This window comes from Variovorax sp. P4_B11 (assembly GCF_056402355.1).
On sequence record NZ_JBFUHO010000057.1, the window covers coordinates 1 to 16,973 of the forward strand.

The 16,973-nt window shown below is 70.2% G+C and carries 8 protein-coding genes; 4 read left to right on the forward strand and 4 right to left on the reverse strand.

Annotated elements, in window-relative coordinates; all coding sequences use genetic code 11:
• On the reverse strand, positions 1–729 hold a 729-nt coding region (gene hemC / locus AC1DYD_RS32590), incomplete at its 3' end, for a hydroxymethylbilane synthase (protein WP_478176880.1).
• A 95-nt stretch (positions 730–824) separates the two neighbouring features.
• Here hemC and ppc point away from each other — a divergent pair.
• The 3 genes from ppc to AC1DYD_RS32605 all read left to right on the forward strand — a co-directional run bounded on the left by ppc (position 825) and on the right by AC1DYD_RS32605 (position 12,307).
• Complete coding sequence (ppc, locus tag AC1DYD_RS32595) at positions 825–3,758, forward strand: phosphoenolpyruvate carboxylase (protein ID WP_478176881.1); 2,934 nt, start codon at positions 825–827, stop codon at positions 3,756–3,758.
• 165 nt (positions 3,759–3,923) lie between these two features.
• Positions 3,924–4,142, forward strand: coding sequence for a hypothetical protein (locus tag AC1DYD_RS32600; RefSeq protein WP_478176882.1), 219 nt, complete (start codon positions 3,924–3,926; stop codon positions 4,140–4,142).
• Positions 4,139–12,307, forward strand: a complete 8,169-nt coding sequence (locus AC1DYD_RS32605; protein WP_478176883.1) for a glycoside hydrolase family 94 protein — start codon at positions 4,139–4,141, stop codon at positions 12,305–12,307. The genes AC1DYD_RS32600 and AC1DYD_RS32605 overlap by 4 nt, the downstream gene beginning before the upstream one ends.
• Before the next feature lie 12 nt (positions 12,308–12,319).
• Here AC1DYD_RS32605 and AC1DYD_RS32610 read toward each other — a convergent pair whose 3' ends face one another.
• The 3 genes from AC1DYD_RS32610 to AC1DYD_RS32620 form a co-directional block, all read right to left on the reverse strand.
• Positions 12,320–13,483 (reverse strand): AI-2E family transporter, encoded by a 1,164-nt coding sequence (locus AC1DYD_RS32610; protein ID WP_478176884.1) that lies wholly within the window; start codon positions 13,481–13,483, stop codon positions 12,320–12,322.
• Positions 13,484–13,559: 76 nt separating this feature from the next.
• Positions 13,560–14,312: a LytR/AlgR family response regulator transcription factor gene (locus AC1DYD_RS32615; RefSeq protein ID WP_478176885.1), complete on the reverse strand. Its 753-nt coding sequence runs from the start codon at positions 14,310–14,312 to the stop codon at positions 13,560–13,562.
• Positions 14,309–15,424 (reverse strand): sensor histidine kinase, encoded by a 1,116-nt coding sequence (locus AC1DYD_RS32620; RefSeq protein ID WP_478176886.1) that lies wholly within the window; start codon positions 15,422–15,424, stop codon positions 14,309–14,311. Before AC1DYD_RS32620 ends, AC1DYD_RS32615 begins: the two co-directional genes overlap by 4 nt.
• Before the next feature lie 22 nt (positions 15,425–15,446).
• Here AC1DYD_RS32620 and argH point away from each other — a divergent pair, with 22 nt between their 5' ends.
• Positions 15,447–16,844 carry an argininosuccinate lyase gene (gene argH / locus AC1DYD_RS32625; protein WP_478176887.1) on the forward strand — a complete coding sequence of 466 codons (1,398 nt, stop codon included), beginning with the start codon at positions 15,447–15,449 and terminating at the stop codon, positions 16,842–16,844.
• Positions 16,845–16,973: the final 129 nt, after the last annotated feature.

The following is a 16,973-nucleotide window of genomic DNA, read 5'->3' on the forward strand; positions in this document are numbered from 1 at the left end:
GAGGAGCGGCATCGAGCAGCTGCCGCCCATGGCGCGGCTGACGGCGCGCTCGGCCGCGGTGGCGAGGCCATCGGCGCGGCTGGCCAGCGGCGCCAGCAGCGCAAGCAGGTCGGCGCGGTCGGAGCGGATCTCGATGCCGAGCGCACCTTGCCCGGCCGCGGGCAGCATCGTGTCGGGCTCGAAGCATTCGCGGATGCGCCCTTCGAGGCCGAGCCGCTTGAGCCCGGCGGCGGCCAGGACGATGGCGTCGTACTCGCCTTCGTCAAGCTTGCGCAGCCGGGTGTCGAGATTGCCGCGCAGGGGCTCGATGCGCAGGTCGGGCCGCAGCGCTCGCAGCAGCACCACGCGGCGCAGGCTGGAGGTGCCGACCACCGCGCCTTGCGGCAGCTCGGCCAATGACGCGTGGCGCGGCGACACCAGCGCATCGCGCGGATCCTCGCGCTCGAGCACGCAGGCCAGCATGAAGCCTTCGGGCAGATCCATGGGTACATCCTTGAGCGAATGCACCGCGATGTCAGCGCGCCCTTCTTCGAGCGCGAGTTCGAGTTCCTTGACGAACAGGCCCTTGCCGCCGACCTTGCTGAGCGATCGGTCGAGGATCTGGTCGCCACGGGTGGTCATGCCGAGCAGCGCCACCGCATGGCCTTGTTCTTGCAGGAGGGCCTTGACGTGTTCGGCCTGCCACATGGCCAGGCGGCTTTCGCGCGTGGCGATGACGATGTTGCTCAAACCGTTTTTCCGTATGAAAGAGAGACTCGCGGGATGCTAGCATGTTGCGCCGCAGCAACGCCGGCATATCCCCAGCCCACGAGGAGATGTTTCGAATGAAGACGAGCCCCGCACCGGTTGCCGCGAAGCGCCGGACCCGTGACGAAGACCTGCCCCTGATCGCCGATATCCGGCTCCTGGGCCGCATCCTCGGTGACGTGATCCGCGAACAGGAGGGGGACGACAGCTACGCGCTGGTGGAGAAGATCCGCACCCTCTCGGTGGCCTTCCGGCGAGACGCCGACCATGCCGCGGACCGGGCGCTCAAGAACCTGCTGAAAGGACTCAGCGCCGCCGAGACCGTGAGCGTGATCCGCGCCTTCACCTACTTCAGCCACCTCGCCAACCTGGCCGAGGACCGGCACCAGATCCGCCGCCGCACCGAGGCCGAGCGCGCCGGCGACAGCGCCGAAGGCAGCCTGGAGATCGCGCTGGCGCGCATCCGCAAGGCCGGCATCAAGCCCGAGGCGGTGGTCGAGTCGCTGGCTCACAGCTACGTCTCGCCGGTCCTCACCGCCCACCCGACCGAAGTGCAGCGCAAGAGCATCCTGGATGCCGAGCGCGCCATCGCGCAGCTGCTCACGGCGCGCGACGAGATCGCGCTGCGCCAGCGTGCCTTCGCTGCGGCCAAGGATGCGCTGACGCCGATCGAGTACGCAGACAACGAGCGCCAGCTGCGCACCCGCGTCACCCAGCTGTGGCAGACGCGCCTGCTGCGCTTCTCCAAGCTGACCGTGGCCGACGAGATCGAGAACGCGCTGAGCTATTACGAGGCCACCTTCCTGCGCGAGATCCCGCGGGTCTACGCCGAACTCGAAAAGGCCCTGGCCCACGGCGGCAGCGTGCCCTCGGTGGCGCCCTTCCTGCGCATGGGCCAGTGGATCGGCGGCGACCGCGACGGCAATCCGAACGTGACCGCCGAAACGCTCGAGTACGCACTGCGCCGGCAGAGCGAGCTGGCACTGCGCCACTACCTGACCGAAGTGCACTACCTCGGCGGCGAGCTGTCGCTGTCGGCCACGCTGGTCGACGTATCGGTCGAGATGCAGGCGCTGGCCGAGCGCTCGCCCGACAGGAACGAGCACCGCGTCGACGAACCCTACCGCCGCGCGCTGACCGGCATCTACGCGCGACTGGCCGCCACCTTGCGCGAACTCACCGGCGGCGAGGCCGCGCGCCACGCCGTGAAGCCGCAGAACCCGTACCAGACGGCCGAGGAGTTCCTGGCCGACCTGCGCACCATCGAGGAGTCGCTGGCCGACAAGCACGGCACCGTGCTGGCGGCGCCGCGCCTGCATCCGCTGATCCGCGCGGTCGAGGTGTTCGGCTTCCACCTGGCGACCGTCGACCTTCGCCAGAGTTCCGACAAGCACGAGGCGGTGGTGGCCGAACTGCTGGCCACCGCGCGCATCGAGCCCGCCTATGCAGCGCTGGCCGAGGAAGACAAGCAAGTGCTGCTGCTGCGCCTGCTCGACGATGCCCGGCCGCTGCGGGTGCCCGATGCCGACTACTCGGCGCTGGCCCGCAGCGAGCTCGCGATCTTCGCCACCGCGCGCAGCGCACGCGCACGCTTCGGCGCGGCGGCGATCCGTCACTACATCATCAGCCACACCGAGACGGTGAGCGACCTGCTTGAGGCGCTGCTGCTGCAAAAGGAAGTGGGCCTGCTGCGCGGAACTCTCGGCAACAATGCCCCCACGCTCGGCACTGACGTGTCCTCGCTGCCCCCCAAGGGGGCGCGTGCTGGCTTGGGGCGGCCCGGCGCTCAGCACGGCACCGCCACTTGCGACCTGATCGTGGTGCCGCTGTTCGAGACCATCGAGGACCTGCGCAACGCGGCGCCGATCGTGCGCGCCTTCTATGCGCTGCCGGGCATCCACGCGCTGGTGCAGCGCTCGGGCGCCGAGCAGGACGTGATGCTGGGCTACAGCGACAGCAACAAGGACGGCGGGATCTTCACCAGCAACTGGGAGCTGTACCGCGCCGGGCTGGCGCTGGTGGCGCTGTTCGACGACCTGAATGCGCACAGTGGCATTGCCATTCGGCTGAGGATGTTCCATGGCCGCGGCGGCACCGTGGGCCGTGGCGGCGGCCCCAGCTACCAGGCGATCCTGGCGCAGCCGCCGGGCACCGTGCGCGGCCAGATCCGCCTGACCGAACAGGGCGAGGTGATCGGCTCGAAGTACGCCAACAGCGAGATCGGCCGCCGCAACCTCGAGACGCTGGTGGCGGCGACGCTCGAGGCCACGCTGCTGCCGACCGCCAAGGCGGCGCCCGCCGCCTTCGTGGCCGCGGCGGCCGAATTGTCGGCAGCCAGCATGGCGGCCTACCGCGCGCTGGTCTACGAGACGCCGGGCTTCGGCGACTACTTCTTCAGCGCCACGCCGATCCGCGAGATCGCCGAGCTCAACATCGGTTCGCGCCCGGCCTCGCGCAACCCGAGCCGCAGCATCGAGGACCTGCGCGCGGTGCCCTGGAGCTTCAGCTGGGGCCAGTGCCGCCTGACGCTGCCGGGCTGGTACGGCTTCGGCTCGGCGATCGAACGCTTCCTTGCGCAAGCCCCCAATCCGGGCGCGCGCAAGGAACGGCAGGCGCTGCTGCAGCGCATGTACGCGCAATGGCCCTTTTTCAGCACGCTGCTGTCGAACATGGACATGGTGCTGGCCAAGAGCGACCTCGCCCTGGCCTCGCGCTACGCCGAGCTGGTGGCCGACAAGAAGCTGCGGCAGAAGGTGTTCTCGATGATCGAGGCCGAATGGCACCGCACCTCCGATGCGCTGACGCTGATCACCGGCGCGAAGCAGCGGCTGGAGGGCAACGCCGACATGCAGCGTTCGATCCGCCATCGCTTCCCCTACATCGACCCGCTGCACCACCTGCAGGTCGAGCTGATGCGCCGCTACCGCGCGGGCCAGGTCGACGAGCGGCTGCAGAAGGGCATCCACATGTCGATCAACGGGGTGGCGGCGGGCTTGCGCAACACCGGCTGACGTACCCGGCCCGCAAGGAGAGAGCGGGTGGTGTCCGCTCTCCCCTACACCAATTCACGGCGAAGCGGATAAAAAGGCCATTGCAGAGGGAGTACCCTGGCCCGCACGTTCACAGCTCTCGCAATCGCGCGGCGGCTTCAGGGTCCGTTCACAGGAAACTCCGCCATGTCATCCCCGCAATCGCTTGCCCGCTCCCCGATCGACTTCGTCAGCGGCGACTTCGACGCGCTGGCATCGCACATGCGACATTGCGCGCGGGCCCGGGGGCGATGGTTCGCGGTGCGCAGCCATCTGCAGCAGGCGCGTTCAGTCGCCGCTGGCCGCATCGTGACGATGGCCTGCGTGGCCGGCGTGCTCGCCCTCGGACTGTTCGCGATCGCTTGAGCGCCGCAGCGGTCGTCGACCGGCTCGACAGCCTCAGCCGGTACGCGCGCGACCTTCTCCTCGGGCCGCACGAGCCGGTCGAAGCGCCGATCCGCGCCGAGCTGTTCGGCGCCCAGCGATTCGCGCAGCACGGCCACAGCCTGGCACGTGCGCAGGGGGTGCAGGCCGGTCCTTCGCGCGGCGACACCACGCCCTTCTTCCCGCGCGTCGACAAGAACCTCGAGTCGCTGCGCAGCGCCTTCGACTACATCGCGCTGATCTCGCAGAGCGGGCGCTACGTGTCGCCGGCAGCCGAATGGCTGCTCGACAACTTCCACCTCGTGGAGGCCCAGCTCCAGCAGATCCGCGAGGGCGTGCCGCGCCGCTACTACGCGCGCCTGCCGAAGCTCGCGGCGGCGCCGCTGGCCGGACTGCCGCGGGTCTACGGCATCGCCTGGGCCTATGTGGCACACACCGACAGCGTGCTGAACAAGGCGCTCTTCACGGCCTTCCTCGATGCTTACCAGGACATCGATGAACTCACGCTCGGCGAACTGTGGGCGCTGCCGACCACGCTGCGCGTGGTGCTGCTGGAGAACCTGCGGCGGGTGGCCGAGCGCATTGCCGAGAACAAGGTGGCGCGCGAGGTCGCGCACGCGGCCTGGGACGCGGCCGATTCGCTGTCGCCGCACGAGCTCGACGTACTCTATCGCGCGCTGCAGAGCCGCGGCATGCAGGACAGCTACCTGACCCAGCTCTGGCAGCGGCTGCCGGTCGAGCATGGCGAGCATCCGCCCGCACTCGTCAAGTGGACCGAGCAGCACTGCCCGAGCGGCCCGGCGCTGATCGCCGGCGCCCAGGCCGCGCAGGCGGCCGCCAACCTCACGGTCGGCAACATCATCACGACGCTGCGCATGATCGGCCAGGTCGACTGGGCCGACCTGATCGAACCGGTCAGCCGCTCGCTGCGGGTGCTGCGCGAACTGCCCAGCTTCGGCCGCGAGAGCGAGTTGACGCGCCAGCAGATCACGCAGGCGATGGAACAGGTGGCACGCAGCACCCGCCGGACCGAGCGCGAAGTGGCGCAGGCGGTGGTCGGCCTCGCGCTGCAGTCCGGCACCGGCGCCGAAGACGCGCAGGCAAGCCGCTGGTCGCAGGCCGAACGGACCGCCGGCTACCACCTGTTCGGCGAAGGCCGCGCCGGCCTGATCGCCGCGCTGGCACCGGCGCGCGGCGATGGCGCGGCCGCGGCGGTGCGGCGTCGCCGCCTGCCCCGCCATTGGCGCCTTGCACTCTATGTGACGGCCATCACCGCCGGCACGGCGCTGCTGCTGGCGACCGTGGTGCATGGGCTTGACCGAAGCGGCTGGCCCGACCCTCGATGGCCCTCGCTGGTGGCCCTGGCGCTGCTCGCCTGGCCGCTGTCCGAAACGGTGATCGCGCTGGTGCATCGCATCGTCGCCGAATCGACCCGCGTCCGGGCCTTGCCTCGGCTCGAATTCGCCGATGGCATTCCAGCAGCGCACCGGGTGCTGGTGGTGATGCCCTCGATGCTGAATTCGATCGAGGCCAATGCCCAGTTGGCGCACCGGCTCGAATTGCATTGGCTCGCGAACCGCGAGGAGCAGGCCCAGTTCGCACTGCTGACCGACTGGGGCGATGCCGATCTGGCCGCGATGCCCGGCGATTCGCTGCTGCTGGACGATGCCCTGCGCCGGATCGGCGCCCTCAATGACAGCTACCCTGCGCCTGGCGCCACCCCGCGCTTCCTGCTGCTGCACCGGCCGCGCACCTGGTCCGAGACCGAGCAGCGCTGGATGGGCTGGGAGCGCAAGCGCGGCAAGCTCGAGATGCTGCTGCGCCTGCTGGCCACCGGCGATGCCAGCGGCTTCCTGCCGGCGGCCAACGGCGCCCGGCTCGCGGCCCGCATTCCCTACGTGATGACGCTCGACAGCGACACCGGGATGCCGCCGGGCACGCTGCGCGAACTGGTCGCGGTGGCGGCGCACCCCCTGAATGCGCCGCACGTCGATGCCGTCGGCGGCCGCGTGACGGCCGGCTTCGGGGTCTTCCAGCCCCGCATCGTGACGCCGTTCCCGGAGCGCCAAGAGCGTTCCCTGTTCCACTGGATGTTCGCCGGCCAGTGCGGGCTCGACCCCTACAGCAACAGCGCCTCCGACATCTACCAGGATGTCTTCAGCACCGGCTCCTTCACCGGCAAGGGCCTGCTCGACGTCCAGGCGATGCACGCCACGCTCGATCGCCGGCTGCCCGAGGGCGCGGTGCTGAGCCACGATCTGCTCGAAGGCGCGGTGGCGCGCTGCGCCGTGGTGAGCGACCTGGTGCTGGTCGAGGACCATCCGCACCACGCCGACGTCGCCGCCTCGCGGATGCATCGCTGGGCCCGCGGCGACTGGCAGCTGCTGCCGCTGATGCTGCGCGCGCGACGCTACGGAATCGATGCGCTCGGTCTCTGGAAGATGAGCGACAACCTGCGACGGACGCTGGTGGTTCCGGCCTCGGCCGTGCTGCTCGCCTGGGTGGTCTTCACGGATTCGCTGCCGCTGGCCTGGGCTTTCGGCGCCGTCGCCGCGGCCCTCATGCTGGGCCCGCTGCTGGGCGCGCTGGCGGGTCTGGTGCCGACCCGACGATCGATCCAGCTGCCGCACTTCTTCGACGTCGGCGCCATTGAACTGCTGCGCGCGATGGCTGGCGCGGCCTGGCAGTTCGTGCAGCTGGCGGCGCAGGCCCGCCTGCTGCTCGATGCCAGCGGACGGGCCATCTGGCGGCTGCTGGCCAGCCGCCGGCACCTGCTCGAATGGACCACCGCCGCCCAGGCCCAGGCCCAGGCACGCCATGCACTGGGCGACTTCTTGCGCGGCTCGGCACTCACCGGCGCGGCCTGCCTCGCGCTCGCGCTGGCATCGCTCTGGAGCCCGCATCCCTGGCTCGGCGCCGCGCTCTTCGTGCTGTGGGCCCTGGCACCGGTCGCGGCCTGGTGGAGCAGCCGCACGCCGGCCGGGCCCGAGAACCAACTCGACAGCGGGCAGCAACGCTATCTCGAGACGCTGGCACGCGACAGCTGGCGCTTCTTCGAACACGTGGTCGGGCCCAACGACAACCACCTGCCGCCCGACAACCTGCAGTTCGAGCCCGAGCCGACGCTCGCCCACCGCACCTCGCCGACCAACATCGGCATGTACCTGCTGGCCTGTTGCTGCGCCCGTGAATTCGGCTGGATCGATACGCCCGCACTGGCCGAGCGGCTCGGCGCCACGCTCGACGCCATCGACCGACTCGACAAGCACGACGGCCATCTCTACAACTGGTACGACACCCGGTCCCTGCAGCGGCTGCCACCGGCCTATGTGTCCAGCGTCGACAGCGGCAACCTCGCGGGGCATCTGATCGCGGTGGCGCAGGCCTGCCGCAGCTTTGCTTCCGAGGGCGCCGGCGAGGCGGCGGTCCGGCTCGAGACGCTCGCGCAACGCTGCGAGACTCTCTGCGCCGGGATGGACTTCAGCGGCCTCTACGACACCAAGCGCCACCTGTTCCATATCGGGCTCAGGGTCGAGGACAACCTGCTCGACGCCAGCTACTACGACTTGCTGGCCTCGGAGTCCCGTCTTCTGAGCTTCCTCGCGATCGCCAAGGGCGACGTGCCCCGGCGCCACTGGATGGCGCTGGGCCGCCCCTTCCTGTCGGTCGGCGTGCGGCCCGGTCTCAAGTCCTGGTCGGGATCGATGTTCGAATACCTGATGCCGACGCTGGTCATGGCCGAGCCGGTGGGCGGCCTGCTCGAGGTCGCGATGCGCGCCGCGATCGGCGAGCAGCAAGCCTTCGGCAGCGCACAGAACCTGCCCTGGGGCGTCTCCGAATCCGCTTATTTCGCGCAGGACCATTCGCTGGCCTACCAGTACGCGCCCTTCGGCGTGCCGCGGCTCGCGCTGCGCCGCACGCCGCCGGCCGACCGCGTGGTGGCGCCCTATGCCAGCGCGATGGCGGCGGCGATCGCGCCGGTCGACGCCATCGCCAACCTGCTGCGGCTCGAATCGCTCGGGGCGCGCGGGGAGTTCGGCTTCTACGACGCGGTCGACTTCACGGTCTCGCGCCAGACCGAAGGCCAGGCCTTCACCGTGGTGCGCAATGTGATGGCGCACCACCAGGGCATGTCCCTGGTGGCCCTGTGCAACGCGGTATGCGACGGCGCCCCCCGCCGCTGGTTCGGCAGCGCACCGCTGGTGCAGGCGCACGCGCCGCTGCTGCACGAACGCACGCCGCGGCAGATCATCGGCAGCGCCGACCCGCGCACGCCGCCCGAACCGGCGACCGGCGAGGCGGCGCCGGTGTTCCAGCCGCGCGCGGTCGACCCGACCGGCGGCGGCGTCCAGCCGACCCACCTGCTGTCGAACGGCCGCTACACGGTGGCGCTGCGCGCCAACGGCGCCGGCGTGAGCCGTTGGCGCTCGTTCAACGTCAGCCGCTGGCGCGACGATCCGCTGCGCGACGGCTACGGCACCTTCTTCTATGTGCGCGACACGCAGACCCACGCGCTCGCCTCGCTGACCGCACTGCCGGCACCGGGCCCCGACTGGCGCTACCGCGCGCGCTTCCTGGCCGACCAGGTGCAGTTCGAAGCCAGCGGCCCGGGCCTGCAGGCACGCACCACCGTGCTCATCAGCCCGGAGGACGACACCGAACTGCGCACGGTCGAACTGCACAACACCGGCAGCGAGACGCGCACGCTCGAGCTGATCTCGTACTTCGAACCGGTGCTGTCGAATCCCAAGGCCGACGAGGCCCATCCGGCCTTTGCCAACCTGTTCGTCGACAGCCGCTGGGAGCCGGGCTGGCGGGCCTTGCTGATGGCACGCAAGCCGCGCCTGCACGGCGACCCGGTGGTGGCCGCCGCGCACTTCGTCGCCGCGGTCGATGCGCAGGTGCTGGCCATCGCCTGCATGACCGATCGGCGCGCCTTCATCGGGCGCAACCGGACACTGGCCGAGCCGGCGCTCGATGCCCAGCCACTGGCAGCCAATGGCCGGCCGGTCAACGGGCTCGACCCGATCGCCTGCCTGCGCGTGACGCTGTCGATCGCGCCCGGCGCCAGCGCGCGCGTGACCTTCGCGACCGCGGCCAGCGACAGCATCGAGTCGCTGATGCCCTGCATCGACCGCTACCTGCAGCCGATGCACGTGGAGCGCGCGACCCGCATGGCGGCGACGCTGGCGCAGGTGCGGCTGCGCGACCTCAGCATCGACCCGGCGAAGAACCTCGCGCTGCAGGACCTCACGACCATCCTGACCTACACCACGCCGCGCACGATGCGCGACCGCGGCCTGATCGACCTGCGTCAGATCTGGCGCTTCGGCATCTCGGGCGACAAGCCGATCGTGCTGGTCACGATCCACTCGACGGCTGGCAAGGGCCTGGTCGACACGCTGCTGAGAGCCCAGCCGTGGTGGGGCTTCGGCGGCGTGGCCTGCGACCTGGTGGTGCTCAACGGCGAACCCCACTCCTACCTGATGCCGCTGCAGCGCGAGATCGAGGCGCTGCGCAGCCGGGTCGCGCAGCAGACGCAGAACAGCTTCCCGCGCAACGATGCGGCCGGCTTCTACCTGCTGCGCGACGCCGAGCTGACAGCCTCGGAGAAGGCGGCGCTGTCGAGCCTCGCTCGGGCAGTCTTCACGGCCGACGGACGCACGCTGGAGACCCAGGTGGCGGCACTGCGCGAACCGGCCGGCGCCCCCGAAGGCGCGGCTGCGATCCCGCAGGTGGCGGTCGCAAAGCGTCTTGCCCCGGCGCACGTGGCCGACACGGTGGCTGCACCGCAGGGCAGCTTCGATGCCCGGAGCGGCGAGTTCCGCTTCGAGGTCGACGTCAATCGCCGCACCGCGCGGCCCTGGGTCAACGTCATCGCCAACGCCGGCTTCGGCTTCCAGGTCTCCGAAGCGGGCTCCGGCTACACCTGGGCCACCAACAGCCGGCTGCACCAGCTCACGCCCTGGTCGAACGATCCGGTGCAGGACCCGGCCTTCGAGCACTACCTGCTGCAGGATCTCGACTCGCGCGAACTGCTGCCGCTGACGCCGGCCGGCCGAGGCGGCGCCGCGGCCAGGCACCGCGTGCGCCATGGCCAGGGCTACACGGTGTTCGAATGCCTGCACCGCAACTTGGTGCTCGAAACCACCTTCTTCGCCGATCGCGACGAGCCGATCAAGCTGGTGCAGGTGAAGCTGCGCAACGAAGGCGTCGGTGCGCGCCGGCTGCGTGCCGTCGCCATGGTCGAGTGGCAATTGGGCGCGGCACGCGGCGAGCGCCGTACGGTCCACACCTGGAAGCCCGAGGAACTGCCGGCGGTGTTCGGCCAGCAGCGCGAATCGAGCGCCGGCTTCGGCGGCAGCACCGGCTTCGTCGCCATCGCCGGCCTCGGCGGCGCGACGCAATGGACCTGCGAGCGCAGCGAATTCTTCGCCGGCCGCGGCGGCATCGAGCTGCCCGACAGCCTGGGCGCGCGCGCAGGCAGCGGCCTCGATGCCTGCGCGGCCGTGGCCGGCGAGTTCAGCCTGGCGGCCGGCGCGAGCGCCGGCTTCTGCTTCATGCTCGGCCACGCCGACGACGCCGAAGCGGCCTTGCAGATGGCACGCCGCTGGCAGCAGCGCAACGTCGAAGAAGCCCTGGCGCAGGCGCGCGGCTTCTGGGACGAATTGCTCGGCCGGCTGCAGGTGCGCACGCCCGATCCGCTGTTCGACGCCATGGTCAACCGATGGTTGATGTACCAGACCCTGTCCTGCCGCCTCTGGGCCAAGGCCGGCTTCTACCAGGCCGGCGGCGCCTTCGGCTTCCGCGACCAGCTGCAGGACGCGATGGCCTTCGCACTGACCGACCCGGCGCGGCTGCGCGAGCAGATCCTCGTCAATGCGGCGCGGCAGTTCCCCGAAGGCGACGTCCAGCACTGGTGGCACATGCCGGGCGGTGCCGGGGTGCGCACCCATTTCTCGGACGACCTGCTGTGGCTGCCCTATGCCGCGGCCCACTACGTGGAGGTCAGCGCCGACCGCTCGGTGCTCGACGAACGCGTGCCCTTCCTCGACGGCCCCGCGATCCCCGACGGCGCCGAAGACGCCTACTACGCGCCGCGCACCAGCGAGCAGACGGCGAGCGTCTACGAGCATGGCGCCCGCGCCATCGACAGGAGCCTGGCGACCGGCCTGCACGGGCTGCCGCTGATGGGCACCGGCGACTGGAACGACGGCATGAACCGGGTCGGCCACGAAGGGCGCGGCGAGTCGGTCTGGCTGGCCTGGTTCCTGTGCAGCGTGGTCGAGCGCTTCGCACCGTTTGCCCTGGCGCGCGGCGAGGGCGAGCGCGCCAGGCGCTGGCTGGCCGCTCGGCAGGGATGGATCACCGCGCTGCACGCCGCCGGCTGGGACGGTGCCTGGTTCCGGCGCGCCTTCTTCGACAACGGTTCGCCGCTCGGCTCGTCGCTCAACGACGAATGCGCGATCGACCTGATCGCACAGGCGTGGTCGATGCTCTCGGGCGCCTCGGACGACCGCCACACGACACCCGCGCTGGCCTCGATGGCGCTGCACCTGCACGACCCGCTGCAGGGCCTGATGCGGCTGCTGGACCCGCCGCTCGCGCACTCGCCCAACAACCCGGGCTACATCCAGGCCTATCCACCCGGCGTGCGCGAGAACGGCGGCCAGTATTCGCACGCCGCGGTCTGGGCGCTGATGGCGCAAGCGCTGCACGGCGACATCGAGGCCGCGTGGCAGACCTTCGAGGGCCTGAGCCCCGCCCACCGCGCACAGCACCCCGAGCGCGGTCCGGCCTACGAGATCGAGCCCTATGTGATGGCGGGCGACATCTACAGCGCCGCGCCTTATGCGGGACGCGGCGGCTGGAGCTGGTACACCGGCTCGGCCGCGTGGCTGCAGCGGGCGGCGGTCGAGACCCTGCTGGGCCTCTCGGTGCGCGGCGACCAGCTTGCGCTGACGCCGCGCGTGCCCGCTCACTGGCCGGGTTTCGAGATCACGCTGCGGCTGGCGGGGAAGCACTTCACGCTGCGCCACGGACAGGCGGGGGCCGAGCCCGCGACGCAGCGGGCGGCGATCGGCGAATGGGTGATCTGGCGGATGTGGCCGGACGGCGCGGTCGTGCAGATCGGACCGGTGGGCTGAGCCGCGCCCCGCTCAATCCCCCAGCAGCTCCCCGATCGGCTGCAGGTCTTCGACATGGTCGCAGACCGCCTTCACGACCATCGTGATCGGGATGCCCAGCAGCAGGCCCCAGATGCCCCACAGCCAGCCCCAGAAGATCACGCCGACGAACACCGCGACCGGGTTCATGCGGCTGCTCTTGCTGGTCAGGACGGGCACCAGCAGGCTGCCGACCAGCGTGTGGATCACCAGCGAGGTGCCGCCCACCAGCAGCGCCATCTCGATGCCGTTGAACTGCAGGAAGGCCACCAGCCCGGCCGCCGCCATCACGATCAGGGAGCCGAGGTAGGGAATCAGGTTGGTGACCGCGGCGACGATCCCCCAGACCGCGGCGTTCTCGAGCCCGAGGCCCCAGAAGGCAAGGCCGGTCGCGACGCCGACCAGGGCGCTGGAGAGGATCTGCACCAGCAGGTAGCGCTCGATGTGGCCCGTGATGTCGTCCAGCACTTTCACCGTGATCTTCTTCTTCTGCAGGCTGGGCCCGGTGATCTTGACCAGCTTGCGGCGGAAGGTGTCGCCGCTGCCGAGCGCGAAGAAAGTCAGGAAGGCCACCAGCGTGAGCTGACCAGCCGCACCGATCAGCCCGACCGTGCCGCTCCACATGTAGTCGCGCACGTTGAAGGACGGCCGCTCGACCACCACCCGTGCCACGCCCTTGCGCGACGCCACCTTGGCCGAGTTCTCCTCCGCAGCCTGTTCGAGCTGCGCCGCGGCCTTCTGCACGGTGTCGAGTGCATTGGCGTCGGTCGTGCGGCTGCTGGTGCGCATCGCCAGGCGCAGCTTCTGCGCCGCGACGGGAAGGGAGTCGACCAGCTCGGAAGCGCTGCCGGACAGCGAGTAGCCGGTCCAGCCGAAGGCCCCGCCGATGCCGAGCAGGATCGCGGCCGCGCCGACCCAGCGCGAGATCTTCCAGCGCTCGAGCCGGTCGACCAGCGGTGCCAGCGCGTAAGTCAGCATCAGGCTCACCATCAGCGGGATGAAGACCGCGGCCGCCCAGCGCAGCGCGAAGACGCTGGCCAGCACCGCCAGCACCACCAGCGAGGCACTGCGGACGTCGACCGGCATCTGCAGCAGCACCCGATCGGGCTCCAAAGGCTCGGCCGCGACGACCACATCCGGCTCGGCTGGCTCGCTCATAAGGCAACCTCTGGCCTCATGCAGGCCGTTGGAACACTGCAGAGCAGGGTTGTCCACGGCGGCGGACGGTCGGCGCTCATCGGGCATCCTTGAGCGCTTCGCGCACGCTCGACAACTGGCGCCGCGACACCATCACCGGTTCGGGAATGCCATCCAGCCGCAGCGCCCAGCCTTCGGCGTCCTCGCCGTCGTCGTACTTCTCGAGGGCGCGAATGGCGGCGCGGGCCACCAGCGCGTTGCGATGCACCCGCACGAAGCGGGCCGGATAGCGCTCCTCCAGCTCGGCCAGCGAGCCGTCGAAGATGTGGCTGCGCGAGGCGGTGCGCACCGTGAGGTACTTGAGCTCGGACTTCAGGTAGAGGATCTCGGACAAGGGCACCCGCTCGGTGCGGCCGCGGTCCTGGATCAGCAGCACCTCCTGCGACTCGGCGACCGGCGCGCGCTGCTCCCTCAGATAGCGCTCGGCCTTCTGCAGGGCCTGTTGCAGGCGCTCGGCCCGCACCGGCTTGGTCAGGTAGTCGACCGCCTCCAGCTCGAAGGCCGTGACCGCGTGCGCCGCATAGGCGGTCACGAACACCACGGCCGGCGCACCCGGCCGGCGGCGCAGGTTGCGCGCCAGCTCGAGGCCGTCGAGGCCGGGCATGTGGATGTCCAGCAGCACCAGGTCGAAGCGCGCGTTGGCCAGCTGGTCGAGAGCGCCCTCGCCATGCGCCGCCTCGGCCACCACCTCCGCGGGCGGGGAATGGCAATCGGCCAGCAGGGAGCGCAGGCGCGAACGCGCCAGCGATTCGTCGTCGACGATGAGGGTGCGAAGCGCAGGCGTGCTCATGATTCAGCGGGAATGGCGATGCGGACGCGATAGCTCTTCTGGTCCATGCCGGCACTGAACTGCGCCTGCATGTCGTGCAGCAGGCGCAGGCGGTCGCGCACGTTGCCGAGCGCGATGCCGTGGCCGCGCGGCAGCGGCGCGTCGGCCCAGCGCAGCGGCGGCAGGCTGTTGATGACCTCGATCAGCACCATCGTGCCGCGGCGCTCGGTGCGGATGCGCAGGCGGCCGCCGTCCGGACTCGGTTCCACGCCATGCTTGACCGCGTTCTCGACCAGCGGCTGCAACAGCAACGGCGGCAGGCGGGCACCGCGGGCGGCCGGATCGATATCCCAGCGGATCCGAAGCCGGTCGCCGAAGCGCACCTGCTCGATCGCCAGGTAGCGCTCGGCCAGCGCAATTTCGTCGGCCAACGTGACCGATTCGCCCGGATCGGCCAGGGCCTGGCGGAACAGTTCGCTCAAGTCTTCCAGCATGGCCTCGGCCTTGGCCGGCTCCTGGCGCACCAGCGCAATCGCGCTGTTGAGCGTGTTGAAAAGAAAATGCGGCCGGATGCGCGACTGCAGTTCCGCCAGCCGCGCCGTGGTGGCCGCCGGCGTCTGGCCGCGTGCGCGCAGCACCAGCGCCGCCATCATCAGCCCCGCGAACAAGGCGCCGGCCAGCGCACTGGCCAGCCAGGGCGCCGTGTCGAGCACCCCGGTCAGCCGCAGCAGGCCGCAGCCGTACAACGCCGCCAGCGCGCCGAGCAGCGCCCCGGCCGCATACTGCGCCGGGACCGGCAGCCGGGCCAGCAGCTTCTTCAGCGCACAGGTGGCGAGCAGCCAGACCAGCGTGGCCGGCAAGGCGCCGCCGGTGACCGTCGCGGCCAGCAGCAGCCATTCGGACAGGGTCGGGGCCGCGAACAGCGTGGCCACGGCCACCACCGCCTCGACGAACAGCACGGCCCGCAGCACCACCCCGATCTGGCAGGCATCGAACAGCGCCCTCGCGGGGCGCGCGGACCCCTTCGCCCTGGCCGGTGTGGACGTGGCGGAAGGCGTCGCCGGCGACGCCGGGGGGGTGGCCGATAAAATCGACGGATTGCGCATCGCAGAAACAATGGGTGACAAACCCATTATTGCCTCCCGAACGGTTCCCATGACTCAAAACCAACTCGACAAGAAATCCGAAGCCTGGTCCGCCCTGTTCTCCGAACCGATGAGCGACCTGGTCAAACGCTACACCGCCAGTGTCTTTTTCGACAAGCGGTTGTGGCAGGCTGACATCGAGGGTTCGCTGGCGCATGCCGGCATGTTGGCAGCCCAGGGGATCATCGGCGTGCAGGACCTCGCCGCGATTCAAGGCGGGATGAAGCAGATTCGCGAGGAGATCGAATCCGGCGCCTTCGACTGGAAACTCGACCTCGAGGACGTGCACCTGAACATCGAGGCCCGCCTGACGCAGCTGGTCGGCGATGCCGGCAAGCGGCTGCACACCGGCCGCAGCCGCAACGACCAGGTGGCCACCGACGTGCGCCTGTGGCTGCGCGGCGAGATCGACCTGATCGGCGGCCTGCTGGTCGATCTGCAGAAGTCGCTGCTGGCGCTGGCCGAGAAGAACGTCGAAGTCATCCTGCCGGGCTTCACCCACCTGCAGGTGGCCCAACCGGTGAGCTTCGGCCACCACATGCTGGCCTACGTGGAAATGTTCGCGCGCGACGCCGAACGCATGGCCGACGTGCGCAAGCGCGTCAACCGGCTGCCGCTGGGCGCCGCCGCGCTGGCAGGCACCAGCTACCCCTTGGACCGCGAGGCCGTGGCCAAGGCGCTGGGCATGGACGAGGTCTGCCAGAACAGCCTGGACGCCGTGAGCGACCGCGATTTCGCGATCGAGTTCACGGCCGCCGCCTCGCTGGCGATGGTCCACATCAGCCGCCTGAGCGAGGAACTGGTGCTGTGGATGAGCCAGTCCTTCGGCTTCATCGACATCGCCGACCGCTTCTGCACCGGCAGTTCGATCATGCCGCAGAAGAAGAACCCGGACGTCCCCGAACTGGCGCGCGGCAAGACCGGCCGCGTGGTCGGCCACCTGATGGCGCTGATCACGCTCATGAAGGGCCAGCCGCTGGCCTACAACAAGGACAACCAGGAAGACAAGGAGCCGCTGTTCGACACCGTCGACACGCTCAAGGACACCCTGCGCATCTTCTCGGAGATGGTGGGCGGCATCACCGTCAAGGCCGATGCGATGGAACGCGCCGCCCTGCGCGGCTACGCCACCGCGACCGACCTGGCCGACTACCTGGTCAAGAAGGGCCTGCCCTTCCGCGACGCGCACGAGACGGTGGCGCATGCCGTCAAGGCGGCGATCTCGCACCAGGTCGACCTGTCGGAGCTGCCGCTGGCGGTACTGCAGACCTTCCATCCGCAGATCGAGAAGGACGTCTATGGCGTGCTGAGCCTGCGCGGCTCGCTGAATGCCCGCAACATCCTGGGCGGCACGGCACCGGCGCAGGTGCGCCAGCAGATCGCCCGGCACCAGGCACGGCTGGCGTGAACCGGCCCCGCCGAGGCGACGACTTCCCGGTGAAAACCGTGAAGTCCTGCGGCCATAGGCCGATGGACGGAGGGGGTCGACCGTCCGTTGTGTTCCTAAATGTAAGAATGTAGTGCTAAAGTTTGGCAT